The organism is Bradyrhizobium sp. USDA 3256, from assembly GCF_054058275.1.
The window spans coordinates 896,842-921,965 of the sequence record NZ_JBSSAE010000002.1 but is presented as its reverse complement, the minus strand read 5'-3'; the positions used below and the strand labels follow the sequence as shown (position 1 = coordinate 921,965).

Here is a 25,124-nt window from a genome sequence, read left to right as displayed (position 1 = left end):
CGTTCATGCCACTCAAGGTGGACCAATGCAGAGCTGCATTGGGGGCAGATTTTGTGACGTACTATTGAGACCGACTCCATGTGATAGTCCGTGTCATTGCGCAAAAAGGTCGTAGCCTAAAAAGCAATATTGTAGCCGTCGCTTCGCGAGCGGGTGCGGCGGATGGACCCTTCTCATCAAAACTTGTGCCAACTGCGACAGCTCGATCAGTAAAGGTAATTGTTCTCAAGGAAGCGCGTACCAGACCGACAGCATGTAAGAATTCGGACAGTCTGGGTCTTGTTCTAACGTAAGACCGCAAATCAGATTCAGCGACGTTCTGGAAGTCTTGGGTGGATCGTTTGGTGTTGAGTGAGTCGGCCTCGCAGGCGTCGCTGATCCTAGATGGCCCGATAGGGCTCCCCTTGGCGGGACAAGCGGATGATCGTGGAAGTGTGCTTTGGATCGTGCGTACGACACTCCCTGGCGCAGTTAGGAGCTGTTCGGAGACTGCAACGGTCAACTCCGGCGCTTCAGTCGGAGGGTATTAGCCGCGTGTGGATGACGGATCTTCGAGGCGCATCCGATATCCGGAATTCGGATATCTGATCGCCATTGATGCTATGTACATCTGAACGCCGCCGGGCCGAAGAGAGGTGATCGAGGATCAGGCGCCTTGCCGCTCGCGCGGCCTGAGCACACAGGGCATTCGAGGATGCCCTGCGCCTTCACGTTCGAGCAGATCAAAACAGTGATCCACGACAGGCCGCCAGCGGTCGAGTAGCTCGGCCATTTGGTTTTGCCCTCACAGATCCGGGCGGGCGGCTTTCGCGCACCCGGCTCTTCCCGAGAGTAACCCGCGTCATATCCGCGCCTGCGCCCATGTGCGAGTGATGCGTGGAGTTGGCAGGCGGAAGCGTGCCGTCAGGGTCTCGAACTCCGGCCAGCCCATGCGCCGGCTTTTCTGGCTGCGCCGTCTCAGACAACGCTGCCAGGTCCCGACACCCTTTGCGCGCGCGGCGGCTGCGAGATCGGTGGCCGGGACGGAAGAATGGCCCGCAGCGCGACCGAACAATGAACTTACGGCGACCTCCGCAATTGTCGTCTCGGCCATGAAGAAATCGCTTGTCCATCTCATCCGTTGAGTGCAGCTTGGCGCGATGCGCGGCCGGGAAGTTCATGTAAGCGAGCACGTCGGTCTCGGTCTAGTCGAGAAAGGCGGCGAGCTTCGGTAGCTTGGGGCGGAGTTGGTCGGCGATGCGCCGCCATTGCGCCCGCGCCGCCTCCGCATCGTCCTGGACGAAGGCGGTGGCGATGAAGGCGGAGACGACGCGCCGTCCGCTCTTGCCGGCATGCGCCAGCGCGTTGCGCATGAAGTGGACACGCCTGCGGACGGGTCCACACCGGTCGCTACCGGCCACAGCCGGTGCGGCGAGTCTACATCCCCAAAGCCGATGGCGGTAAGGGGCCTCTCGGTGTGCCAGTGCTAGAAGACAAGATCGTCCAAAGCGCGATGGCCGAGGTGCTGAGTGCCGTTCAGATGCGCAAAAAATGCTCTTGGCCCTCAAAGCGCGGCTGGCCAGCTTCGGCTTGACGGTCCATGAGGACAAGACGCGGCTGATCGAGTTTGGCCGGTTCGCGGCCCTCTCGCGTCAACGGCGCGGCGAGCGGCGGCCAGAGACCTTCGCCTTCCTCGGCTTCACCCACTACTGCGGGCGGACCAGAGATGGCCGGTTCATCGTGAAGCACAAGCCTGGCGGCTCATGCACGCGCCACTGACCACGCAGCACGAGTGGTTTGCCGCCGTCCTGCGCGGGCGCTACGGCTACTATGGCATGGACCGGGCGCCTTGGCCGCGGCCCAGGCCGCCTCAACCAGCATGGCACGCGCGTGACTGCGGCCGATCTTGCTGATACGGCCGTGATGGGCGGCTCCGAGTCCCGACTGCCGCACTCGCGGGTTCAGCCCGAAATAGCTTACCAGCTTCTGCGGGCTGTTGAACCGGCTGATGTCGCCGATCGCCGCCATGATGCCGGCGGCGACCGCCAAGTTGACGTCGGTGATCGTCATCAATCGGTTGACCGCGGAATCCTCGATTGCGTCCTGCGCGATCTCGCGGTCGAGCAGGGCCAGGTCTTCTGCCAGCCGGTCAAGCTCACGGACGTGCCGATCGATGGCGGCGCGCTCATCGTCTGGCAGCTGTTAAGCAGCCAACCAGGCCCGGCCGCGAGCGTTGAACAGATCGGCATGCGGGCACTTCGGGATCAGATGCGCGTGCAGGATCGAATGCACCTCGTTCTTGAACCGCGTGCGATGCCGCACGATCTGGTAGCGCCGCGCCACCAGTCTGCGCTTGCGTTCGGTCTCCGCGTCAGGCGTCCGGATCTGCGGTAGGTATCCTGCCGCCTGCAGACTGGCGAGCGTGCCGGCATCGATCTTGGCAGTCTTGACGTGCGCCTGGGCGATCGCCTTCACCTGCAAGGGATTGGCAATGGTCACCCGCGCCACGAAGAGCGCCAGAACTCGCGACACCGCTACGCTGTTGCCGGTCGCTTCGAGCACCACCTCATCACTGGCCAGCAGCGTCTTGCCAAACCCCTCCAGCGCAGTCCGCGTCATATCAATGCGGCCCGCATGTCGGAGCCTGCCGTTCCCCCAAAATACCACCTGCCCGAAGGTTCGGTGGACATCGATGCCAATTACCCGTCGCATTCGCACCTCCTGCCAGACACATGACGGGAGCTGCGGGCGACACGACAACTACGGATACGCGCTCTCGGCGCAACCGGGCGAGTCGCAGAGGCGGCCAGCTACTAACTCGAGCTCTCGGCTCATCGTGTGTATCGGCCTGCCCGCACATCGTGCTCCGGTGCCTCTGTCCCGATGGTCGTACCATACGCTACGATATAGAACACCGCAGCGGAACGTTGGCACCGAGACATCTCATACCGGTTACCAATCCGCTCGAACGGGTCAATGGCGAGATCAAGCGTCGAACCGAAGTGGTCGGCATCTTCCCCAATGAAGACGCCATCGTGCGCCTCGTCGGTGCGATCCTGCTCGAGCAGAACTACGAGTGGGCGGTTCAGCGCGGCCGCTACATGACACTGGAAACGATCGCCCCGTTGGGCGATGATCACGCCGTCAGCTTCCCGGCAATCGCCAGTTGACCGATCCGGCCATGCCGGCGAACGTGGTGACCCCTGTTACACCACGCCCAGGGACACGATCGAATGCGGCTACCCTGAGCAACAATTCCGATTGATGCGTCCAATGCTGCGCCACAAATCTAGACCCCTTCTTTCTAATCAGCGCTCCCGAGCACGCTCCACGTGTCATTGGAGGAGATTGAGCCTGACCTGCTCGGGAAACCGTCGTAGAGGCAGAAGCTTCTTAAGAAATCAGCGCGTCGACTGGCGCATGTAGGCTTCCTGCTCCATCTTCAGTAACCGCTGCGCGGCCGGCTTCGCGATCAAGCAACGCGGGGATACCGGAGGCTGGAACAGCACTACTAAACAGATAGCCTTGTCCTTCTGTGCAACCATTGGCCACCAGGTAGACCAGCTGGCCTTCGTCTTCGATCCCCTCTGCCGTGGCGGTCAAACCAAATCCTTCAGCAAGGCCGAGTATAGCACGAACGATCACCCGGCAGTCGGCACTGTCGTCGAGATGCGACACGAAGCTGCGGTCAATCTTGATCTTGTCAAGGCGAAACCAAAGCAGCTGGCTAAGTGTAGCATAACCTGTTCCGAAATCATCGAGCACGATCCGGATGCCGGCTTGACGAAGTTCGTCAATCACGGTCTTCGCAACCCCGGTTCTTTCCACGAACGCGCTCTCGGTAATTTCAACCTCCACGCGGCGTGGACTGAGGCCGGTTTGCTCAAGGATCGATAGAATGCGCTCTCCAACCGTGGAATCCCGCAATTGAACTGGCGAAATGTTGAAGGCAAGCGAAAACGTCTTCGGCCATGCATTGGCATCAAAACAGGCGCGGCGAAAAAGCTGATCTCCAAGAGCGTTGATGAGGCCCGTTTCTTCTGCAATCGGAATAAAAACGTCGGGCGGGATCTGCCCCAATGTCCTATTTTCCCAACGCGCCAAGGCCTCGAACCCGATAATGCGATTACTTTCGAGTGAAACCAGCGGTTGGTAGTGCAGCTCGATAATATCCGCCGCGATGGCGCTGCGAAGCTCACGCTCGATTTGAATGCGCCGCTCGACATGCATGTCCATGCCTGGTTCGAAAAAGCGAACACGCGACCTGCCGTCGCCTTGCGCGCGATAAAGCGCGCGATCTGCGCGCCTGACCAATTCGTGGAGATTGACACCGTCAAGCGGAGCGATGGCGATGCCAATTCCAACACCAAGCTCGGCCGCGCCAGTCTCAAGCGCGAAAGTGTCGGCGGTGGACGCCACGATACCGCGTGCCAGATTGGCGGGATCTTCGAGGGAACTAATGTTTGGCAGGACGATCCCGAATTCGTCGCCTCCGATCCTCGCCAGGAGGCCGTCCTTGCGCAAGATTTCGGCAAGCCGCTTAGCAAATTCGCAAAGCACCTTGTCCCTCGCTGCATGTCCATGCGTGTCCTTGATCCGCTTTACGCCGTCGAGGCCAAGCATCAAAACAGCGACTTGTTGCGTGTCGGTGGCGAGGCCAAGGCACAGATCAAGTTTTTCATCAAACAAGCGGCGGTTCGGCAGGCCCGTCAATGGATCGTGTCGCGCCAGATCGCGGGCTTCTCCTTTTGCAATGATTCGTGCTTCAGTTTCGCGCGCGAGTTCTCGATAGCGCCGAACACTAAAGATTGTAAGCGAAACGCTCATTAAGAACGCAACGAATATGATGAATACAATGTCGCCGAGTACCGAGTCTAAGCCCCGCCCCAGCTGAATCAAGCGAGGACTAATCTCATAGAGATGAGCTAAGATTGAAGCGACAACGAGGCCGCCGAAGAGAGCAATGAAGTCCCTCGTGGCAGAACTCCGCCAATCGAACTGCATTACGCGAGATGGTGGAGTTAAAAATTTCATCTCATTCGGATCTTCGCTAACGCAGATTGGTTCAGTGAGGTTCCTACCCGTAGCATGAATGTCAACTGAGGACCAGATGATGTGCGCCGATTGCCGAACCATTGCCGGCTTCGCAAGCTGCGCCATCGACTCTCGATCGTTTGTCACCGGCAACCGTCCTGTTCGATCGACCAGCGACTTCGCACATCGTCAACGCGGCCGAAGCAACGAGTTGCGCCCTCAATATGCCGCTTCAACGTTCTGGACGCTCTGGAACGCGAGTGGCTAGTGAACGTTAGTCAGCGTGCAACAGCGCTTATTGCGACCAGGCTCCTGCCAGTGGCGCCCACTGATCGGGACCTTCCGCCAAATGCCTGACGAGCGGATTGGTGATCGCAGCGTCGCGCGCCGGGGCTGCCCGCCTTGGTGGGGTGAGACGACCGCCGGCTGAGCGCTCGACAGAACCAAGGCTGTTGAGCGACGCCGTAGCAGGCAACGACATTGCAGCTCCCGGCAGCTAGTGGTCGCGGCCTAGATGTTTAGCCCCGGCATTTGCTGGAGCGGATTGATAGAGAAGCGTTCGGGGCTGGAAGCCCAGGCTTTGCAATTGAACTCGTAGGGCGTGAGGCCCTTGAGGGTTTTGAGCCTGCGGCCGAAGTTGTAAGCCGAGACGAAGTCGGCCAGATGCTGGCGGAGCTGGTCATGGCTCTCGTAGTAGAAGCGCTTGACCGTTGCGTCCTTTATGGTTCGGTTCATTCGCTCGACCTGACCGTTGGTCCATGGGTGCTTCGCTTTGGTGTCCGATAGTCGATGTCATTCTTTGCACAGGCGAGTTCGAACGCGTGGGCCCAGAAGAGTTCGCCGTTTGCCATGGCCTCCTTGATCAAAGGCACAGCCGAGCCTCCGGCACCGGGGGTCGTGAACTGGATGCCATTGTCGGTGAGCACCGTATGGATCTTATAGGGAACGGCCGCGATCAAGCGCAGCAGGAACTCCCTTGATACGGCGGTGGTAGCCCTTTCGTGCAGTTCGACGTAAGCGAACTTGGAGGTTCGGTCGATCGCCACGAACATGTGGAGCTTACCTGTTCGGTCCGCACCTCGGCGATATCGATGTGGAAGAAGCCGATCGGGTAGCTCTTGAACTTCTTCTTTGCCAGTCTGTCGCCTTCGACGTCCGGCAGTCGGCCGATACCGTGGCGCGGCAGACAGCGGTGCAGTGATGAGCGTGTCAGTTGCAGGATGGTCGGCTGCAGTGCATAGAGGCAGTCATCAAGCGGCAATAGCGTGTAGCGCCGGAAGGCGACGATAACCGCCTCCTCTTCGACGGACAGTACCGTTGATTTCGCCCGCTTGGGGCCGGTTGGGAGGTCGGCGACCGAGGTCCGCTTCTTCCACTTGGCGACGGTCTTCTGGTTGATGCCGTAGCGCTTTGCCAGCGTTCTCAGGCTCGCTTGACTATGCTGTATCGCTCGACGGATCGCCTCTGTCGTCGTGGCGCTCCCATGAAGAACCTGGCCCATAGTGCATCCTTTGATTCGGCAGACAGGAATGCCCCATCAAAACCCGGGATCAACATCTAGTGCGGCGCGAACTCGCATGCAAACATTGCAATTGATGGACCATGACCGAATAGAACTGTTAGTAGTATTGTGGCTCTGACTTACGACAGTGAGAACCGACGTCGCGCCGGCGCGCGCTTGAGTCGAAGTGCGCGACGAACGATAACCTAGGCGACAACCACACGGTTGCGACCTTCAAACTTTGCGCGATAGAGCCGCTGGTCGGCGACGTTCAGGAACCCGTCGAGCGTGTCTCCATCGCGCCCGAATTCCGATACTCCAACACTGATGGTGACGCCAACCGACGGTTCGGCTCCGACGTCGAATGCAGTGCGTTCGATGGCTGACCGAAGGCGCTCGGCTACCGCGCAAGCCGCGTCGAGCGTCGCCCCCGGCAGCAATACCATGAATTCTTCACCGCCCACGCGCGCGACAGAGTCGTAAGGCCGGATCGCCTCCAGACATTTTCGCACGAATACGCGCAGGACCTCATCGCCGACGCTGTGACCGCGTGAGTCATTGATATCCTTGAAATGATCGAGATCGAGCGACAGCAGAGACAATGGAGCACCGGTCCGCTTGGTCCGCGCGATCTCGGCGCCGATATGCTCGATGAAGTGGCGCCGGTTCCCGGCACCAGTCAGTGGATCGGTGGCGGCGAGCCGTTCTAGCCTTTGATTGCTCATTTGCACTTGTTGAAGCGCCTTTTTAGTGTCTGCCATCGATCTGGCCAGGCGTGCCGTCATTTCTTCCTGGCTATAGATGGTCGCGAACGATTGCGTTGTTCGGAAAGCCTGAACAACGCCATAGCTGAGCAGAAAGAACCCGCCGGCAAAGATCGCGTGGGCCAGCCACCACATATGGTTCCATGGCGCCGCCAGAATGAATGCGAGCGACGATAGCGCGAACCACGCGACGGAAACGCCGAAAACAAGCATGAGCGGCGAGTGAATCCGTCGCATGAGCATGACCGAGACGTTCAGCGCACTGAATAGCAATGCGCCGCCCTCCATGGACAAGCGGACCGCCGGGTGCCCAGCATAGTGAGAATAGGCGACCAGTGCGACAGCTATGTCCACCGTCAGGAATAGGCCAATCCACATCAGCCATGCGCGCGCGTCCGAACGCTTCTCGGGCTCGTCTGACGGCTGATTGTAGCTGAGCAGCCCGATGAAGAGCAAAATCGACATCACCAGACGCGACGCCGGCCCATAGAGCAGAAACAGCCAAATATTGCGGTGTGCCATCCCAGTGAAGGCACCGTGCAGCGAATAGATCAGCGCGAACGCCAGAAAGCCAAGCGTCAACCAGCGCAACAGGGGCTCGCCTGAAGACCGGTAGCAACGCCACGTCACATATGTGACGAACAGCCCCTCGAGGGTGGCGACGACGATCGCGAATTCGTGGAACAGGTGATCTTCAAACTTCAGCGCGGGATCTTGCTGGAAATATAGGTAGGCGATGAACTGAGTGGGCAGCAGCGCGAAGCCGGTGATGAGAAGGATCGTATAGGCCTCTGTGACCAGCCGCAGCGCGTTGGGCCGCTCATGCACCGTAAGATTGGTACTCATATGCTATACCGTCATTCCACGATGATTCCGCGCAGTCTTTTCCTGACTCCTGGGCTTTTCTTCAGAGACCTTAGAGTCCTGCTGTCCAAAGAGTCCTGCTGTACAACCAAGATGAAGGCATCATGGTTCGTCTCCGCCGAAGGCCATCTAACAGCCTAGCACGATAATCACTGCTGACGGGCGCGGAGGTCATGAGCTTCACCTTCCGTCCATCTGCTGCACTCACTCAAGCAGCACGGCGACGCCGCCAGGATCGGCTTGCCATCCAGCAGGGCCGAGTTCCGCAGCCGCGGGGTTCCCACGCCGGTGGCGCGTTATGTGTTAGAGGCCACCACGTTCAGTCCGCCCGCTCCGCTGAAGGTAAGGGTATCGTGCGTGTTCAGTACGGTATCCCAGCTGCTGCCCCGAGTCGTCACGATCTGCGACCCGTTCGAAAAGGCGCCATCGGAGGATGAGGAAATCACGAGCCCGTTAAGGAAAGGATTCTGCGCATTACCGTACTCAATCGTCTGCTTGCCACCCACCGGTAGCGCCGCTGCGACGATCGGTCCGGGCTGGTTCGGCTCTGAGCCAACGCGCGTGACGAGCAACACCGTAAGTGTCAGCCCGCTTTGATTGATGAGTTTCTTGTACGCCACCTGTGACCTCCGTTACCTGCTGGGCGTCCCCGCGCCGAAATGCGGGACAGAGATTCCGCTATATACATAAGCCGGTTGAGCTAGGCCCCTGCCAGATCTTGTAGGCGGCCAATATTCGGAACCTGTCAGATAGCTTTCAGCACATTGAAAATGCGGTGCCGCTTCGGTGTAAGCGCGCCTAATGGCGCAGTGTTGCAGGAATAGGCAACAATCCGCTTACTCGGCACTAGCCAAACTGGTCGCGCTGGAATGTTTATTGGTCGGCACAGGCGCCACCGGTAGTAATGAATTTCCGTTTTGCCGCCCCTGTCTGGTTGAAGACGGCGAAGTCAGAAACCCGACATGACGATGCTTCCATTCCTTATTCAAGCAAGGACCCCAATCGGTCCTTTGCGAGCCGCGAAAATCTGCTGGCATGACTTTGATTGGTCCCGATCAACGCGGCGTAGTTGCTGCTTATTATGATCTTTGCAGTGATTTGTCCCGGAGCTGTGCTTCACGAACTTCTTTGCACGCACCGTTATCGGCGCGCCGATTGCACTGACGGTATTCGAACCGTTACATGCCGGAGAACGTTATGTGCTCTGCTTCCTTCTTTTCCCGCCTGGAGTCACCGAAGCAGGCGGCTCCTCGCAACGCCTACTTGATCGGAACCGGCATCGGCGCGTTGGCCGCAGCGGCCTACCTCCTCAAGGAGGGCGGGCTATCGGGCCCGAATATCGTCCTTTTCGAACAAATGGAGCAGTTCGGTGGAAGCCTCGACGCACACGGCAATCCGAAGGATGGATATGTCATGCGTGGCGGGCGTATGTTCGAGGAGAAGTTCAACTGCACCTACGACTTGTTGTCCTTCATTCCCTCGATCGCTGACCCGACGAAATCGGCCAAGGACGAACTGATGGAGTTTCATCAGGAGTTCTTCTGGAACGACAAGGCGCGCTTGGTTTCAGGCGGGCAGATCGTCGACGTCTCCGATCTCGGTTTCAGCGAGAGAGATCGCCTCGACCTGATCGCTCTTTGTGCGACGCCAGAATCGGCGCTCGGCGTCAGGACAATCCAGGACTGGTTCAAACCCCATTTCTTCCGTAGCAACTTCTGGCTCATCTGGTCCACGACCTTTGCTTTTGCGCCTTGGCATAGTGCCGTCGAGTTCAAGCGCTACTGTTTACGCTTCCTGCATCTGTTCTCGACGATCGATACGATGGCAGGAATCTACCGAACGCAGTTCAACCAGTTCGATGCGGTAGTCCGCCCGATCGTCGCATGGTTGAAGGCGCGAGGCGTGCGGCTCGAGATGAGGGCGGAAGTGACCGATATTGATGTTGTTGTCGAGGGCGGGCAGAAGACCGCGACCCATTTGCACTATCGGAAGGGCGGCGAGGATCGCACCATTGAGCTCGCCGAACGGGATATTGTGTTCGTCACCAATGGGTCAATGACATCCGACAGCAGCTACGGCTCTATGGACACGGTTCCGGTGCTGAAAACGCAGCGAATCGGAGGCTCCTGGCAACTATGGGAGCGCTTGGCCGCCAAAAGCCCCGACTTCGGTCGCCCCGCTGCTTTCGTTTCCAACATCGATCAGTCCAAATGGGAATCATTTACCGTCACTGCAGACGACGCGAGCTTCTTCGACCGGCTTGAAGCCCTCTCCGGTAGTCGAGCCGGCAAGGGCGGGCTGATAACGATCAAAGACTCCAATTGGCTCCTGACCGTCGTCCTTAATCATCAACCGCACTATTACGAACAGCCGAAGAATGTCTGGGTCTGGTGGGGATACGGACTTTTCCCGGACAGGCCGGGCCAATACGTGCATAAACCTATGGCGGAGTGCACGGGGCGTGAAATCCTCATCGAGTTGCTTTCGCACCTGCGATTCACAGACAGTATTGCGCACATTCTCGATACTTCGCGCGTCATGACCTCGCTGATGCCTTACGTTACGGCCCAGTTCATGCCGCGCGTGAGGTCCGACCGACCGGAAGTCATTCCGAACGGCTCGCGCAATCTCGCCTTCATCGGACAATTCTGCGAGATCCCCGACGACGTAGTCTTTACCGTCGAATATTCCGTGCGGGCGGCGCAGATCGCTGTCTTCGGCCTACTCGACGTCCAGCGTCCGGTCTCACCGTTCTACAAAGGCCAGCATGATCCCAGCGTCCTCTTCGATGCCTGGAAGACGCTGCACCGCCACTGATCAACGGCAGGAAGCAAGGATCCGTCATGAGGCGTGTGAACAACAAAGTCATTCTGGTGACGGGCGGGGCTCGCGGGATGGGCGCGGCTCATGCGCGCCTGTTGGTGGCTGAGGGGGCCAAGGTAGTAATCACTGATATTCGGCATACGGAAGGCGAAGCTCTTGCCGCTCAACTAGGCGGATCCGCCGTCTATGTCTGTCAGGACGTTACCCAGCCGGAGGAGTGGGCCGAGGCGGTCGCGAGTGCCGAACGGCAGTTCGGTGCGCTGCACGGGCTGGTCAACAATGCGGGGATCGCCAACATGGCTCCCCTCGAGCAATTTTCGCTGGATCAATGGAACAAGACCCTCGCCGTCAATCTGACCGGTGTATTCCTCGGAATGAAGGCGGCCTTGCCGGCCATCAGGCGCGCCGGCGGAGGTTCGATTGTCAACATCTCGTCGGTCGAGGGGCTGCGAGGCAGTGCCGGTCTCCATGCCTATGTCGCTTCCAAATTCGGCGTGCGGGGCATAACCAAGTCCGCTGCGCTGGAAGCTGCGGCCTCGGGGATCCGCGTCAACTCGATCCATCCCGGCTTCATCGCCACCTCGATGACCGAGAGCTTCGAGTCCTCTCTTTTCCCCATTCCGCTGGGCCGGCCAGCCGAGCCGCAGGAAGTGTCGCAGGCAGTCTTGTTCCTACTCAGCGATGAGTCCAGCTACCTCACTGGTTCCGAGATCGTAATCGATGGCGGCCTGACGGTCGGCGTCCCGCGCAAATACCCGGCACCCGAGAACATCTTTTGATGAGTCCAACTGATCACCCACCCGGACGGAGTGTTCCATGCATCATGGTAGCGGAAATTACGAAGCATTTGCCCGCCCCCGAAAACCCGAAGGTGTGGACAATAAGACGGCGTGGTTCGTCGGAGCAGGCCTGGCAGCGCTCTCTGGCGCAGCCTTCTTGATCCGCGATGGCCATATGCGCGGCGATCGGATCACCATCTTCGAACGGCTGAAAATACCGGGTGGGGCGCTCGACGGTGGCCAAGACCTGGAAAGGGGATTCGTGATCCGGGGCGGCCGCGAAATGGAGGATCATTTCGAGTGTCTATGGGATTTGTACCGATCGATCCCTTCGCTCGAAATCGAAGGTGCCAGCGTCCTCGATGAATTCTACTGGTTGAACAAGGATGATCCAAACTACTCTTTGCAGCGGGCGACTGTGAACCAGGGACAGGATGCGCGCACGGACGGGCTTTTCAGGCTGAGCGAAAGGGCGCTCAAGGAGTTGATTGCAGTCTTTCTTGCCTCCCGTGAGGAGATGGAAAACAAGCGCATCGACGAAGTGTTCGGAAGTGACTTTCTGAACGGCAATTTTTGGCTTTATTGGCGAACGATGTTCGCTTTTCAGGAATGGCATTCTGCTCTCGAGATGAAGCTTTATCTGCATCGGTTTGTTCACCATATTGGCGGCCTGCCGGATTTCAGCGCGCTGAAGTTTACCAGGTACAATCAGTATGAATCGCTGGTTCTACCGCTGTGCAAATGGCTGTTGGAGCAGGACGTTGACTTCCGCTACGGCGTCGAAGTCACCTGTGTCGATTTCGATATCAAGGCCGGACGCAAGCAGGCCACGGCCATTCACTGGTTGGAGGATGGCGTCGCGGGCGGTATCGGGCTCGGCGCCGACGATCTTGTATTCATGACGATCGGCTCGCTCACCGAAAACTCGGACATGGGAGACCATCACACCTCCTCTATTCTCGACCAAGGCCCGGCGCCTGCTTGGGATCTGTGGCGACGTATCGCTGCCAAGGACACAGCCTTCGGCCGCCCGGACGTCTTCGCCGGCAATATCCCTGCCACCAAATGGGAATCGGCGACCATCACGACTCTGGACGCGCGCATTCCCGCCTATATCCGCAAGATCGCTAAACGTGAGCCGTTCAGCGGCAAGGTCGTCACGGGAGGAATAGTCACGGCGAAGGACTCGAGCTGGCTGCTCAGTTGGACCGTAAACCGCCAGCCGCATTTCAAGCACCAGCCCAGCGATCAGATCGTCGTCTGGCTCTATTCGCTTTTTGTTGATACGCTCGGCGATTACGTGAACAAGCCAATGCAACATTGCACAGGCGAGGAAATCACGCAGGAATGGCTTTATCACCTCGGCGTGCCGGCCGACGACATACCGGGATTTGCTGCAACGGCCGCAAAGACAGTGCCGGTGATGATGCCCTATGTCACCTCTCTCTTCATGCCGCGCAAGGCGGGCGATCGGCCAAATGTTGTGCCGAACGGCGCCGTCAATTTTGCCTTCATCGGCCAGTTTGCTGAGTCGACGGAGCGCGATTGCGTCTTCACGACGGAATACTCAGTTCGCACGGCGATGGAGGCCGTGTACGCGCTCCTCAAACTCGAACGTTGCGTGCCGGAGGTGTTCAATTCTACCTATGATATCCGCAAGCTGTTCGCGGGGATCCGCAGGCTGCGCGATGGCAAGGAAGTCCAAGTTCCCGAACTAGAACCAGCGTTCTTGCGCAAGCTGATGCTGAAGAATATCGGCGGTACAGACTTCGGAAACACTGCTCAATGAATATCATCTGATTGCCGGGTGGCCATCTTGCGCTGATCGTCGGTCGTCGAAAAGATCCTTCGCGCTGTCCCTGCGCTCTGCCCCGGAGGGCAAGCGCCGCCTCGCCAAGCGTCGAGCCCAGCGCTTGCATCATGAGCGAACTTGCGGACAAATAGCGGCGACCATCACTGCTGCAGACTACAAATATAGGCAACGTCGATCATTCGCAAGATCACCACAACGCCTCAGCATATTACTGACGGCTGGCCAGCACGGAAATCGGAGCGCTCATGCCATCGAACAACGCCGCCAGCGGTCTTTAGCTCGCGGATTCCCGCATTCTTATGCGCCTGCAGCCGTGGCGCGGACCGGTACATAAGCGATGCGGTTCGCTGCTCCGATCGTGGCCTTATGCAAATTGCCGGCACTAATGCTTAGCCAGTCTTGCTGCCCTTACACCTGCGTCCGTTTTCAGCAAACGGCGGCGCTGGTCGCTCGAAAATGCTTTGCTTCTACCGAAGGCGCATTGCCATCATACTTGGCAATCGGACGATCTTGGGGGAGTATCAGACGACCGCCCCAAGCTCGCCGTTTATATCAATCGATCCGACTGCTCACCGCTGATGTTGTTGTACCTTGAGATTATCCAACAACTTCGAGCCTTCACTGAACGATCTCGACCAAGATCGCTCTGCCAAGTCGAGATAGCTTTTCAGCAACTCGGAGGGAGTTTTGACCTCGGCAACGACTTTTAGAAAATTGGCCTGATCGTGCAAGGAGGAAGCAGAAAATCTCAATCCGTCCTTCAAAGCCGCCGCGAAGAAGCTTGTCGTTGCTTCGATCGACTTCTGCCATTCTGGAAACACAAATGAACCGCGCGCGGCTGCGGTCGACTCTTTAGTGTGCTCGGCGGCGCCGCCTAACCCGGCGGCCGATGCCTGGGCCACTTGCGGCCCTTGTTGTGTACGGCGTTTCTCGTCTTCGGCTATACTCGACGCCATTGGAAGTCTCCTCTCTGAAGGACTGTAAAGTTGTGATTGGTTTCGCGGATCAGCTCCCATCAACTTTCAGAGGGTAACACGGTCTCCAACGTCTGATACCTACCTCTTTTGGTGGATTCGATAAGGACTGACATCACGACGACATACAACGTGAGCATGCAAGCGCGGATCGTTCAAGTCGATGCTCGCGAACCGGCACTGCATCATTCCCGCCGAATACATTTATGAATGGCGGGAAGAAGACGGCGAAAAACAGCCATGTTTGTTCGCACGCCAGGACGGCAAGCCGCTCATGCAAGCCGCTCATGCTCGTCGGAATTGGGATTGGTCCGAAGTCAAAGGCGAACGAAGTTCCGTCGTTTGCCATCCTTACTGACGAGCCCAATGAATCGGTCTCGCCGTACCATGACCGCATGCCGGTCGCGGTGATCGATCCGGAGAAGTGGCTGGACCTTGACACCTTGACCTTGCCCCGAGATTTATCCAGTTCTGAGTTCGCTCTGCGACGCGGCTCTCTGGTCGGCCCACGTCAGGATGGCGTTGCTGGTGAGCTCGGTGCCATCGTCGCTGACCACCATCCTGGGCTTGCCGCGCTCGTTCGTCAGCCGGTCCAATTCCCGCGCCACCCGGGTGCCCGAGAGCGAGGTATCGGCCACCAGCGCCAGACACTCGCGAGTGCAGTCGTCGACCACGGTCAGGATGCGGAAGCGGCGGCCGTCCGTGAGCTGATCGGACACGAAGTCGAGCGACCAGCGATCGTTGGGGGCCATCGGCACCATCATCGGTGCCCGGGTCCCGATTGCCCGCTTGCGGCCGCCACGGCGACGCACCGCAAGCTTCTCTTCCCGGTAGAGCCGGAACAGCTTCTTGTGGTTAATCACATAGCCCTCCCGCTTGAGCAGAACATGCAGGCGTCGATAGCCGAAGCGACGCCGCTCTCGGGCGATCGTTCGCATGCGTTGGCGAAGGCCGACATTGTCTGACCTTGGTATCTCATGGTCATTCGGCAACAGCCGATGGCTTTACACGCCTGCCGTTCGCTCATCCCGAAAGAGTCCCGTAGATGGGCGACAGCTTTCCGCTTGGCCGCGGGCGTTACCATTTCTTTCCCACGAGGTCCTTCAAGGCTGCGTTGTCCAGCATGGCGTCGGCCAGCAACCGTTTCAGCCGCGTGTTCTCATCCTCCAGCGTCTTCAGCCGCTTGGCCTCCGAGACCTCCAGCCCGCCGAACTTGGCCTTCCATTTGTAGATGCTGGCGTCGCTGACGCCATGCTTGCGGCACAGATCGGCGACCGACACGCCGGCCTCGTGCTCCTTCAAAATCCCGATGATCTGCTCTTCCGAAAAGCGGCTGCGCTTCATGCTCTGGTTCTTGTCGTGGGCCAGAACGAACTTCAAACTGGATTAAGCCCGCGGGGCAAGGTCACAGGCCGTGGCGCCTCTGGATTTGGGGTGTGTGGCGGCACACGGCACCTTCATGAAGCAGGACGCCGGTGTCGTGATCGAGGCCGACAAGCGCGCGGCAACCGCGTTCCTGTTGGAGCTATCGCGAGACTTCAGACAATGGCGACTGTGCCGATGATCGACGTGCGAGCGTATTCGCGGTTTTGAAGAGCTAGTCGTTCAGCTTTCAGTTCCGACCTTCGTAAGAGAGTAGCTGGTGCTGCGGCCACCAGCCTCGTCCTTCTGCAAAATGCCGCGTTTGATCAAATCATTGATGTCGCGCGTAGCAGTCGGCTGCGAGACTTTTGCAATTTTCTCCCACTTAGACGAGGTGAGCTTACCCTCGAAGCCATCCAGCAGACGGTTGAGCATCAGCGTTTGCCGTTCATTTAGTCCACTCGCGCCGTGTTTTTCCCAGAACTCCGCCTTTTGCCGCACATTTCCGATGATGGTCTCGGTGCCATCGAAGGCGCGGCCGAGGCAACCAAGGAACCAGTCGAGCCACCTGGTGATGTCAAGCGCGCCGCGCTGGGTGCGCTCCAGAATATCGTAGTAGGCATTACGCTCCTTCCGGATTTGCGCCGACATGCTGTAAAAACGCTGCGGGCTGTGCTCGGACCGTGCGAGCGCGAGGTCGGCAATCGCGCGCGCGATGCGACCGTTGCCATCTTCGAACGGATGGATGGTCACGAACCACAGATGCGCCAGCGCAGCCTTGATGACAGGGTCATTCTCACGCTCTGCGTTGAACCAGCCCAGAAACGCCTTCATCTCACCCGGCAGCCGCTTGGCGGCTGGCGCTTCGAAGTGAACTTTTTCGCCGCCAACGGCCCCCGACACCACCTGCATGGGGCCAGTTTCGTCGGCACGCCAATCGCCGATGGTGATCTTGCGCATGCCGCTGCGCCCTGTCGGGAATAGCGCCGCATGCCAGCCGAACAAGCGGTCCGCGGTCAGCGCCTGATCGTAGTTCTGGGTGGCGTCGAGCATGAGCTCGACCACGCCTTCGACATGCCGCTCAGCGGGCGTAAGGGCCCCAATGTCCATTCCGAGCCGCTGGGCGATCGATGAGCGCACTTGGTCGCGGTCCAGGATTTCACCTTCGATCTCACTGGATTTAACGACCTCCTCGGTCAGGGTCTGGAGCGAAGCTTCCGCCTGCAGCTGGAAGCCCAGGCTTTCCATCCGGCCGAGTAGCCGCCCCTGCTGATGGCGGACCTGGACGAGGGTTTCAGAGAGCTCTTCGGAGTTCCACTCGAAGTCCGGCCACTCCGGCCTTTCGTGAATATAAACCATAGCCCTGCACCTCTTCACTGGAGTATGGGGCTAATCTCTTCATCTTCAAGCCATTCCAATCACTTCATGATTGGATTAAGGGCATTTTTCTCTTCATGGTCAAAGCCTTGCGGGCGGAAATAGGACGTCATATAAATAATATGACATGAAAAAGCCGAGTTCCGCCCCGAACCGCGACCTCACCCCCGCGCAGGCCCGCGCCGCGAGGGCCCTCCTGGCGTGGTCGCAGCAGGACCTTGCGACCAATGCCAACGTCGCAACCTCCACCGTGGCCGACTTCGAACGGAGTCGCCGCACACCGGTTCCGCAGAACGCGGAGGCCATGCGCGCGGCTCTGGAACGTGCCGGGATCACATTTCCGGCCGGGGGCGCCGTCCTGGGACCGGCGCTGCCGATGCTTGCCGAGCTGACCAAGTCCGGCGCGCCAATCCGATATGTGAACGGCACCGACCTGGCTCAATGGGCGGAGCGCCGCGACGGCCAGGCTTCAATGCCGACGCTGATCGCCAAACTGGTGCGCGCGAGCGGCGGCGCCTCGCCGCATTTCCCTTCCGATGAAGCCGTCCAGTTTGCAGGCTGGGACGGCACCACCCAAGCCATCACCGCATCCGAATATGTGCCCGCCGGGGCCACGGGGTGGGAGATCGGCACGCAGCGCGAGGGAATCGCCGGCAAGGCCAACGAGGATTACTCGAAGCGAATCGAGGAACCGTTCGGCCTTGCGCAGAGCGAAGCGACCTTCGTTTTCGTCACACCGCGCCCCTGGCCGAAAAAGGACGAATGGGCTCAGCAAAAACGCGCCGAAGGCGCTTGGAAAGACGTCAGGGCTTATGACGGCACCGACCTGGTGCACTGGATCGAGCAATACCCGGCGGTCGGGCAATGGCTGGCGACCGCCCTCGGCAAGCGTCCACCTAGCGTGCGCCAACTGGAAGAAGTGTGGTCGGAGTGGTCGCTCGCCACGCAGTGGCCGCTGCCTCCCGACCTCGTTCTCAGCGACCGGGATGAAGACAGTGCGGCCCTGCTCCGCTGGCTGCGCGGTCAGCATTCGGCGATCGCCTTCCAGGGCGAAAGCTCCGAGGAAGTGGCAGCGTTCGCCTACGCCACGATCAATCAGCTTCCTTCCGACATCGCGGAGCACTATTTCGCGCGTTGCGTCGTCGCCTCGAATTCTGACGCAGCCCGACATCTCGCCAGCAGCCGCACGCCTTTGATCATCGTGATCCTCGAACCCGAGGCAGGCGTCGCAGAGGCCATCGCAGCGAAGGGCCACCACGTCCTGGCCGCGTTTGGGCAGAGCCCTGGGTCCCAGGGCACCGTGAGGAAGCTGAGTCGGCCTTCACGCGACGGTATCGAAGCGGCCCTGATCGACAGCGGCGTGCCCGAAGATAAGGCGAAGACCTTTGCGCGCGACTCCGCTCGCAGCTTGGCGATCCTGCGTCGACTGATGCCGGGCGTCGCCAGCCGGGTGCCGCAATGGGCTCAGGGCACGGTCTCCCGGCCGTTACTCGCCGCGCTGCTGGCCGGTATGTGGGACGAAGGCCGGGAAGCCGACAAGGTCATCATGTCGCGCCTGTCGGAGATGCCCTATGAGGCCTTCATCGCCAGCATCACGCCGTATGTCGGGGAATTTGACAGCCCGCTTCGCAAGGTCGGCACCGCCTGGAAGGTGACTTCGCCCCGCGACGCGTGGCTGCTGCTAGCAGCCCATTTCACGGTTGCGGATATTGAGCGCTATCGCGCCGCGGTTATCGATGTATTGAGTGTGGCCGATCCGCGGTACACGCTGAGCCCGGAAGACCGCTGGTACGCGTCGATGCGTGCCATCGAGCCGGAATATTCCGCCTACCTGCGGCATGGCCTGGGTGAAACCCTCATCCTGCTGGCACTGTTCGGTGATCGCGCGGCGATGGTGCCGAATGCGTCGCAATATCCAGACACCGTCGTACGGAAGGTGCTCCGGGGCGCGGACGGACAACGCTGGTGGTCCCTGTCGCGGGATTTCCAGCTGCTTGCCGAGGCCTCGCCCGAGGAATTCCTCTCGGCCGTGGAGGATAGCCTCGACAACGAGGTTCCGCCGATTTCGACGCTGTTCGGTTCTGATGAAAGCCCGATCTTTGGCAGCGCCGAGCATCTCTCGGACCTGCTGTGGGCGCTGGAGTCGCTCGCGTGGTCGCCGCAGCTCCTGCTCCACGTTTCACTTGTGCTGGCGCGGCTTGATCAAGTGGATCGCGGCAGTAGCCGCTCTCTGAACCGGCCCGCCGCCAGCCTGCGCACCACGTTCCTGCTCTGGAGCCCGCAGACCAATGCCACCTTCAGCCAGCGCCTGAAAGTTCTGGACCGCATCAGAAAGCGCTATCCAAATCCGGCGTGGAGGCTGATGTTGGGCATTCTGCCAACCGGCCACGATTCCTTTTCGTCAGTGGCGTCCACGCGCTGGCGCGATTTCTCCACCGACAAGAAAGAAGTTGTCACCTATCAGCTGATCGGCAAAGGCGCCGAAGCTGTTCTGGACCGCCTCCTCGACGACGTTGGCTCGAATGCCGCCCGCTGGGTCACATTACTCGAACGTTGGAGCGATCTGGGCGACAGGCGTAAAACGGCGGCCACGCAGCTGAAGCAGGTCGCCGATGGCAACCTCATCAAGGAGGATCGGGAGCTGCTGCGCGCCAACCTCAGGGGCGTGTTGCACCATCAGCGCAGCTTCCCAAATGCTGACTGGGGACTGCCGGATGAAGACATCGCGGACCTTCAGATTATCTATGACGCGCTTGCGCCGCTGGACCCCATCGAAAGCATTGCCTGGCTGTTCGAGACCTCGGTGTTCCTGCCCGCCCCAACCGGCGACTGGCAGAAGGACCGGCAGCTGCTTCAGTCGGAGCGGGCGGCAGCCGCAGAAAAGTTCCTGCAGGATCACGGGACCGAAAGTCTGTTCGACTTGATCGATGTCGTCCGTGAGCCCGGCTATCTCGGGCAGTCGATCGCGGAATCCAGCCTTCCTGAGGACACCCGCAAAGAGCTTCTCGTGCGCGCGCTCCGCAGCGAGCGCGAGAAAGATCAGACCTTCGCGCGGGGACTCGTCTGGACCTGGTATTTCGCTGCCGGCCGTGAGTGGGCCGAAGGCTTGTTCGATGAGGCGCTGCGGGAGGCCTGGGGTGACAAGGCGGTCCTGACAATCCTTCTGGCGCTGCCCGCAACGGGTTGGGTTTGGGCCCTCACCAGGCGGGCCGGCGAGGCCATCGAGGACTCGTATTGGAAACGGCTCAATATCCTGTGGAGCAAGGAGGACGATACCGACCCCACCTATGCGGTCGAGAAGCTGATTGCGGCCGGCCGGACTCACGCGGCCGTGCACTTCATCGGCTATCACCTGCACGACGGACGGACGTTCGCCTCCGATCTGCTTACGAGAGCGTTGTTTGAGGCTGTGCGGCAGCCGGTCGAGGGTGAGCTGGAGATGAACGACCGGACGATGTTCCAGCATTACGCCCAGGAGATCTTCAAGCGGCTGGACGAGGCGGATGACGTGCCCACCAAGACGCTCGCGCAGCTCGAATGGCAATACCTGCCGATGTTCGAGCACTCGCCGCGCAAGGCGAAGGCGATCATGTCGGAGCTCGCGATCAACCCTGATCTCTTTGTCCAATTGATCACGGCGATCTTTCGGCCCAGCCAGGATAGCGGCGTGGCCGATCCGCCCGTCGAGAACGAGGAGCAGGCCCGCAATGTCGCGAGCCAGGCGTTCCGGCTGCTGCGGCTGTGGGATGTGATCCCGGGCACGGCTGCCGATGGATCGATCGACGGCGCCAAGCTCGAGGCATGGATCAAGGAGGCGCGCAAGCTCGCCCACGCCAAGGGCCGCGGTCTGGTCGCCGATCAGAAGATCGGCGAGCTGCTCTCGGCCTCCAGGATTGACGCAGACGGCATCTGGCCCGCCGTTTCGGTCCGCGAGGTGATCGAGGCGATCCGCAGCCGCGATCTGGAAACCGGGGTGATGATCGGGAAATCCAACCGCCGTGGCGTGACCTCGCGCGCGTACGGTGCCGGCGGTGACCAGGAACGTCAGCTGGCGAAGCAATATCGCGATTGGTCCGAGGCCACGGCCTTTGACTGGCCCCGCACCTCAGGGATCCTCGAAAACCTTGCCAAGAACTATGATCATCAGGCGAAGGCTCACGACGAGGATGCCGAACGCCTCGATTGGCGGTGAACATATGTGCCGACGCGACGGATCGAATGAGCATACGTGCAGGAGGTCGCTACCGAGCCTGACCAAAATGACTACTACATGCTGCCAGAGGAGGCGCTCCCTCTCCTCCCCGAGAAGTGGCGCAACAACTTCCAGTCGATGGCCGACACGGGAAGCGCGGCTTTGGTAGTTGTCGAGAAAGAGCTGTTACAGCTTTCTCGGATGTCAAACTCGTTCACGTCCCTGGTGGCATTGAAGCATGCGCAGAAGCGCCTGCCGGCGTACAAGTTCGACACCAGCATGGACGCCATCATGGAGCTCGACATGCTCACAACGGCATTCGTCGTGGCCTATGCCCGCGCGGTCGAGGGCCTGATGCGCCTGGCCGACGAGCGGCAGACCTATATGCGCGAAAATGATTTGCAGAACTGGCCAATGCACGGCCGCGTCGCGCTGGTTATCGACGAGTTCGCCGAAGTGCAGTCGGCGATCGACACGGCGAACGAGAAGGAGGAGAAGGCCCGGGCCAAGCGCCTGGCCGCAAACCTGGTGAGCCTGGCCCGCCGGGCGCGCGCTCTCGGCATCCATATTGTCATCGCCGCGCAGCGCCATACGACAGATTCCGTCGACAGCGCGCTGCTCAATAATCTCAACTGGCGGCTCGTGATGCGCCAAGGCGCACGCCACACCGCGCGAGCGCTGCTCGATCTCGGCGATGACCTCGATAGCCTGTCAGTGATGCCGACCGAGCTGCCAACTGGACAGTTCTACGCTTACGACACCAGCACAGGCGATCTGAAACTGCTGCAAGCCCACATCGCACCGGGCGTGGTGTTCGAATGACATCGGGGTATCATAATACCAGCGGATGCGAGCACGGGCCGCGCGAGCGGCCCGCGCGCAGCAGCCCGCGCGCAGCAGCCGCTCTTTTTTCCTAAGATACCTATGTATCATCACGGGCTGTTTGCCCATGGGCAAGAGCCGGGATGCACAAAGCGGCACCCGCCGTGCTGGTGCGGTATCAGGGAAGTCGGTCAATCGGGCCTGCATGTCAGAGGACGAACGTGACGATGCAGGCGAGCACGATAAGGGCGCCGAAGGCACAATAGGCGAGCCCGTTGAGCTGACGCCTACGCTGCGGGGAAAGCTCGGCCAGCAAGGGTGTCGGTTCCTGTTCAAAGGCCGCATCGTGGCGCCAGGGCGCGGTGATGATGGGCCGGGCCCTGGTTGCTCTGAACGCCGCAGCGGTGCCCCGCGACTTGGCGCAGGCGGCCAGCATGGTGCTCACGTACTTGGCGATGACGTCGCTATCGCGGCGCGGCACCGGTGGGCCGTACTGGCTGAGCCATTTGCGGAACGCCTGAATGGCATCGGGCGTGGCTGTGTCGATGGTGAGGGTACAAATCCATGAATTGTGGGTCATGGTCATGGTCATGGTCATTCTTTCATTGGTTGTGTTGGTCAGCAAGGGGTGCGAGCACGGCCGCGCCAGCGGACGCGCGCAGCAACCCCTGCGCTGTTTTCCTTAGATACCGTGCCGTCACGCGCTGTTGTCGGCGAGTCGCCGCTGCGGTAATCTGTCGGCAGGCCTGTATTGTTGCATGGCCTACATCTGAGCCCTGCGCCAGCGGGGCTTTTTTTATCGGTGACGCGCGCGCTACGCCGCTGCATCGCCATTGCGGCCCGCCCCTTGCAGTAGCAACGCTACGCCTCACACTGAACTTGTAACTGAACTTTTTGGGCCTCGTGCCCCGCATCCTGCGTCCCGGCGTGATTCGGGGGCCAACGAGGAGAACATGAGTAACGAGCGGTCAGCACCTAGGCGGTTTATGGAACGGCCAACCATTCACTGCCCGAAGTGCGAGCAGCCGGCGCCGGTGGCCTTCGATAAAACGGCCGGTACGATCATCTATCAGTGCTGCAACGTCGTGGAGCCCTACCCGCCGTACCTGATGGTGGAATTTACCAAGAAGTACCGCAACCGCGACAACTACCACGTCCCGTTCCGAAGCGCTGACGGCTACAGCGGTTACATCAGCCTGTTCGTCGAGCAGGGCCGCGACGTCCGCCCCATCGTCGAAAAGATGCTCGGCATGGCTCTGACTGACTACACGGGGCAAATGGGAGGAATAGCGATGGAACGTCCAACCATTCACTGCCCGAAGTGCAAGCACCTGCGTCGGTCACGGTGGACAAGGGAGAGCCGCACGATCCTCTATGAGTGCTGCAACATCGTGGAGGGCTATCCGCCGTATCTGGACGTGGCGTTCTGCAAGATGTACGGCAGCCGCGACAACTACCTCGTCCAGTTCCGCAGCACTGACGGGTACAGCGGCTTCATCAACCTTTTCGTCGAGGAAGGCCGTGACGCGCGGCCCATCGCCGAAAAGATGCTCGGCATGGCCGTGACGAACTTCATCGGCAAATAGCGACAGAAGGGGCCTGCTGGGCCCCTTTCTCATGCGCTGGATTCTGTTGACCGCGACAAGGATTGAAATCCATCGGCGCTGTCCCATACTGCTGCCACTTCCACATACCGTTTCATCCATACCACGCGCCTCCAGGCGCGGTGGAAGATACATGGAGTCAAACAATGCTGGTATTGAAACCGGGCTATAACCCGCCGGGCTATCGGTGGGACTTTCCTCTCGATGGCACGAACAGCCCCGAGGGTATCGACATGACCGGCGTCCTCTTGGGGAAGATCGGCAAAGGCGTGACCATCAACGGCGACCTGATCCTCAAGGACACCGGGCTCAAGGAGTTGCCGGACGGATTAATTGTGACCGGCAATCTCGACCTCACCGGCACGGAGGTCACACCGATACCGGCCGATGCCAAGATCGGCGGCAAGATCATCGGGCTGCCGAGGAGAATCGTTTAGCGAACGCAAAGAGCGCCCACGGGCGCTCTTTTTGATGGCTGCGGTGCGCAGGCCTCACGGCCAGTCGCCGCTTCGTCGCCAGCGTCGATCACGTCCGGGCATTCCTGGCCTTCGTGGGCTGGATAGAAGTTTACGCAGAGCCCGCCGCAGCCGGCTTCGTACTCGGCATGCTTGGCAACAACACCGTAGTGCTCAGCTAGGGCGTTCGCGGCGATCAAGACGGCCGCTTCCAAGCTGCCGATAAGGACTCGTTGGGTGTGCTCGTCGAGCGTGGAGTCGCTGATGGCGTCGCAAAGGTCGTTGACGTTGGGGATCTTGGTCATGTCGGCGCCTCCTAGTATTCGTCGGCGCGCATGATGGTCATGACCCGCTGGGTGACCGTCGGATCGGCCGGATCGGGCGAGCCCATCGAGCCGGTCTGGTCGTAGTAGTCGACCTTGAAGAAGAAGCGGTCTGAACCTAGGTCGATCGCGCCGAAGTCGTGCTCGCCGTGTGGATCGTTGTCCGGCGTGAAGTTGTCGAACTTGCGCACCGCTTCGAGCAGCTCGGCTTGGCGGTCGATTTTGAGGCTGGTCACACCGGGTGTAAGCAGGACGGTCCCGCCGAAAACTAGGTTGCGCCTGAAGCTGTCGTTGAGGCTGCGGATTTTCTCGGCGTTGGTGTCGTTGAGCATTTGAGTATCTCCCTTGTTGTCGGCTGCGCCATCGCGGCCGGTCGGGAGAATTCAAGGCCCGCAGGTCTGAGCGGGCAGGCAAGGAGGCTCCGCCCGAGGGCCCCGCCTTCGGGATGCGGGTGGATG

At 60.0% G+C, this 25,124-nt stretch carries 16 protein-coding genes and 6 pseudogenes; 10 read left to right on the top strand and 12 right to left on the bottom strand.

Annotation, left to right across the window (positions count from 1 at the left end; translation table 11 throughout):
- Positions 1-1,103: 1,103 nt before the first annotated feature.
- Positions 1,104-1,370, bottom strand: a pseudogene (locus ACVWY5_RS06015) (transposase); the annotation flags it as partial.
- 166 nt (positions 1,371-1,536) lie between these two features.
- On the opposite strand from ACVWY5_RS06015, the gene ACVWY5_RS06010 reads away from it, so the two are divergent.
- Complete coding sequence (locus tag ACVWY5_RS06010) at positions 1,537-1,758, top strand: hypothetical protein (RefSeq protein WP_244481911.1); 222 nt, start codon at positions 1,537-1,539, stop codon at positions 1,756-1,758.
- On the opposite strand, the pseudogene ACVWY5_RS06005 reads toward ACVWY5_RS06010, so the two are convergent.
- A pseudogene (locus tag ACVWY5_RS06005) lies at positions 1,747-2,691 on the bottom strand (IS110 family RNA-guided transposase); the annotation flags it as partial. The gene ACVWY5_RS06010 and the pseudogene ACVWY5_RS06005 overlap by 12 nt on opposite strands.
- Positions 2,692-2,933: 242 nt before the next feature.
- On the opposite strand from ACVWY5_RS06005, the pseudogene ACVWY5_RS06000 reads away from it, so the two are divergent.
- Positions 2,934-3,149 (top strand): annotated as a pseudogene (locus ACVWY5_RS06000) (transposase); the annotation flags it as partial.
- 223 nt (positions 3,150-3,372) lie between these two features.
- On the opposite strand, the gene ACVWY5_RS05995 reads toward ACVWY5_RS06000, so the two are convergent.
- The 4 genes and pseudogenes from ACVWY5_RS05995 to ACVWY5_RS05980 all read right to left on the bottom strand — a co-directional run bounded on the left by ACVWY5_RS05995 (position 3,373) and on the right by ACVWY5_RS05980 (position 8,762).
- The gene (locus ACVWY5_RS05995; protein ID WP_321177130.1) at positions 3,373-5,139 is read right to left on the bottom strand and encodes a putative bifunctional diguanylate cyclase/phosphodiesterase; all 1,767 of its coding nucleotides are present in this window, start codon (positions 5,137-5,139) and stop codon (positions 3,373-3,375) included.
- A gap of 384 nt (positions 5,140-5,523) precedes the next feature.
- Positions 5,524-6,514, bottom strand: a pseudogene (locus ACVWY5_RS05990) (IS481 family transposase).
- Between the two features lie 206 nt (positions 6,515-6,720).
- Positions 6,721-8,124: a sensor domain-containing diguanylate cyclase gene (locus tag ACVWY5_RS05985; RefSeq protein WP_028337842.1), complete on the bottom strand. Its 1,404-nt coding sequence runs from the start codon at positions 8,122-8,124 to the stop codon at positions 6,721-6,723.
- 314 nt (positions 8,125-8,438) lie between these two features.
- Positions 8,439-8,762, bottom strand: coding sequence for a hypothetical protein (locus ACVWY5_RS05980; protein ID WP_028337843.1), 324 nt, complete (start codon positions 8,760-8,762; stop codon positions 8,439-8,441).
- A gap of 577 nt (positions 8,763-9,339) precedes the next feature.
- Between ACVWY5_RS05980 and ACVWY5_RS05975 the strand changes: the two genes are divergently transcribed.
- From ACVWY5_RS05975 to ACVWY5_RS05965, 3 genes are read left to right on the top strand one after another with little or no spacing between them, the layout of a single operon-like run.
- Positions 9,340-10,959, top strand: coding sequence for an oleate hydratase (locus ACVWY5_RS05975; RefSeq protein ID WP_051376399.1), 1,620 nt, complete (start codon positions 9,340-9,342; stop codon positions 10,957-10,959).
- Between the two features lie 26 nt (positions 10,960-10,985).
- Entirely contained in the window at positions 10,986-11,744 is a 759-nt protein-coding gene (locus ACVWY5_RS05970; RefSeq protein ID WP_028337845.1) for a glucose 1-dehydrogenase, read from the top strand.
- A 37-nt stretch (positions 11,745-11,781) separates the two neighbouring features.
- A complete protein-coding gene (locus tag ACVWY5_RS05965) occupies positions 11,782-13,533 on the top strand; it encodes an oleate hydratase (protein ID WP_038378054.1) in 1,752 nt (583 codons plus the stop codon).
- Positions 13,534-14,126: 593 nt separating this feature from the next.
- On the opposite strand, the gene ACVWY5_RS05960 is transcribed toward ACVWY5_RS05965, so the two are convergent.
- Positions 14,127-14,513: a hypothetical protein gene (locus ACVWY5_RS05960; protein WP_028337846.1), complete on the bottom strand. Its 387-nt coding sequence runs from the start codon at positions 14,511-14,513 to the stop codon at positions 14,127-14,129.
- A gap of 172 nt (positions 14,514-14,685) precedes the next feature.
- Here ACVWY5_RS05960 and ACVWY5_RS05955 point away from each other — a divergent pair.
- A pseudogene (locus tag ACVWY5_RS05955) lies at positions 14,686-14,889 on the top strand (SOS response-associated peptidase family protein); the annotation flags it as partial.
- 139 nt (positions 14,890-15,028) lie between these two features.
- Here the strand turns inward: ACVWY5_RS05955 and ACVWY5_RS05950 are convergent.
- Together ACVWY5_RS05950 and ACVWY5_RS05945 are read right to left on the bottom strand one after the other, a co-directional pair.
- A pseudogene (locus ACVWY5_RS05950) lies at positions 15,029-15,875 on the bottom strand (IS3 family transposase); the annotation flags it as partial.
- Positions 15,876-16,136: 261 nt separating this feature from the next.
- Positions 16,137-17,252 carry a Fic family protein gene (locus ACVWY5_RS05945; RefSeq protein WP_028337971.1) on the bottom strand — a complete coding sequence of 372 codons (1,116 nt, stop codon included), beginning with the start codon at positions 17,250-17,252 and terminating at the stop codon, positions 16,137-16,139.
- Between the two features lie 145 nt (positions 17,253-17,397).
- Between ACVWY5_RS05945 and ACVWY5_RS05940 the strand changes: the two genes are divergently transcribed.
- On the top strand, positions 17,398-21,462 hold the full coding sequence (locus ACVWY5_RS05940) for a helix-turn-helix transcriptional regulator (protein ID WP_028337972.1): 4,065 nt from the start codon (positions 17,398-17,400) through the stop codon (positions 21,460-21,462).
- A 36-nt stretch (positions 21,463-21,498) separates the two neighbouring features.
- Positions 21,499-22,284 carry a hypothetical protein gene (locus tag ACVWY5_RS05935; protein WP_321177210.1) on the top strand — a complete coding sequence of 262 codons (786 nt, stop codon included), beginning with the start codon at positions 21,499-21,501 and terminating at the stop codon, positions 22,282-22,284.
- A 208-nt stretch (positions 22,285-22,492) separates the two neighbouring features.
- On the opposite strand, the gene ACVWY5_RS05930 is transcribed toward ACVWY5_RS05935, so the two are convergent.
- Entirely contained in the window at positions 22,493-22,876 is a 384-nt protein-coding gene (locus ACVWY5_RS05930) for a hypothetical protein (protein ID WP_321177209.1), read from the bottom strand.
- Positions 22,877-23,237: 361 nt separating this feature from the next.
- Here ACVWY5_RS05930 and ACVWY5_RS05925 point away from each other — a divergent pair, with 361 nt between their 5' ends.
- Positions 23,238-23,870, top strand: a complete 633-nt coding sequence (locus ACVWY5_RS05925; protein WP_321177208.1) for a hypothetical protein — start codon at positions 23,238-23,240, stop codon at positions 23,868-23,870.
- Between the two features lie 164 nt (positions 23,871-24,034).
- Positions 24,035-24,325, top strand: coding sequence for a hypothetical protein (locus ACVWY5_RS05920; protein WP_028352393.1), 291 nt, complete (start codon positions 24,035-24,037; stop codon positions 24,323-24,325).
- Here ACVWY5_RS05920 and ACVWY5_RS05915 read toward each other — a convergent pair.
- On the bottom strand, positions 24,322-24,648 hold the full coding sequence (locus ACVWY5_RS05915; protein WP_028337977.1) for a hypothetical protein: 327 nt from the start codon (positions 24,646-24,648) through the stop codon (positions 24,322-24,324). The two genes, ACVWY5_RS05920 and ACVWY5_RS05915, sit on opposite strands and share 4 nt — an antisense overlap.
- Before the next feature lie 11 nt (positions 24,649-24,659).
- Positions 24,660-24,998, bottom strand: a complete 339-nt coding sequence (locus ACVWY5_RS05910; RefSeq protein ID WP_028337978.1) for a DUF3768 domain-containing protein — start codon at positions 24,996-24,998, stop codon at positions 24,660-24,662.
- Positions 24,999-25,124 lie beyond the last annotated feature (126 nt).

What these genes read in the sequence shown, in the direction of transcription:
- ACVWY5_RS05995 (WP_321177130.1), bottom strand. Translation starts at nt 5,139, where the DNA reads ATGGCGCAGCTTGCGAAGCCGGCAATGGTTCGGCAATCGGCGCACATC.
- ACVWY5_RS05985 (WP_028337842.1), bottom strand. Translation starts at nt 8,124, where the DNA reads ATGAGTACCAATCTTACGGTGCATGAGCGGCCCAACGCGCTGCGGCTG.
- ACVWY5_RS05975 (WP_051376399.1), top strand. Translation starts at nt 9,340, where the DNA reads ATGTGCTCTGCTTCCTTCTTTTCCCGCCTGGAGTCACCGAAGCAGGCG.
- ACVWY5_RS05970 (WP_028337845.1), top strand. Translation starts at nt 10,986, where the DNA reads ATGAGGCGTGTGAACAACAAAGTCATTCTGGTGACGGGCGGGGCTCGC.
- ACVWY5_RS05965 (WP_038378054.1), top strand. Translation starts at nt 11,782, where the DNA reads ATGCATCATGGTAGCGGAAATTACGAAGCATTTGCCCGCCCCCGAAAA.
- ACVWY5_RS05960 (WP_028337846.1), bottom strand. Translation starts at nt 14,513, where the DNA reads ATGGCGTCGAGTATAGCCGAAGACGAGAAACGCCGTACACAACAAGGG.
- ACVWY5_RS05945 (WP_028337971.1), bottom strand. Translation starts at nt 17,252, where the DNA reads ATGGTTTATATTCACGAAAGGCCGGAGTGGCCGGACTTCGAGTGGAAC.
- ACVWY5_RS05940 (WP_028337972.1), top strand. Translation starts at nt 17,398, where the DNA reads ATGAAAAAGCCGAGTTCCGCCCCGAACCGCGACCTCACCCCCGCGCAG.
- ACVWY5_RS05930 (WP_321177209.1), bottom strand. Translation starts at nt 22,876, where the DNA reads ATGACCATGACCATGACCCACAATTCATGGATTTGTACCCTCACCATC.
- ACVWY5_RS05925 (WP_321177208.1), top strand. Translation starts at nt 23,238, where the DNA reads ATGAGTAACGAGCGGTCAGCACCTAGGCGGTTTATGGAACGGCCAACC.
- ACVWY5_RS05920 (WP_028352393.1), top strand. Translation starts at nt 24,035, where the DNA reads ATGCTGGTATTGAAACCGGGCTATAACCCGCCGGGCTATCGGTGGGAC.
- ACVWY5_RS05915 (WP_028337977.1), bottom strand. Translation starts at nt 24,648, where the DNA reads ATGACCAAGATCCCCAACGTCAACGACCTTTGCGACGCCATCAGCGAC.
- ACVWY5_RS05910 (WP_028337978.1), bottom strand. Translation starts at nt 24,998, where the DNA reads ATGCTCAACGACACCAACGCCGAGAAAATCCGCAGCCTCAACGACAGC.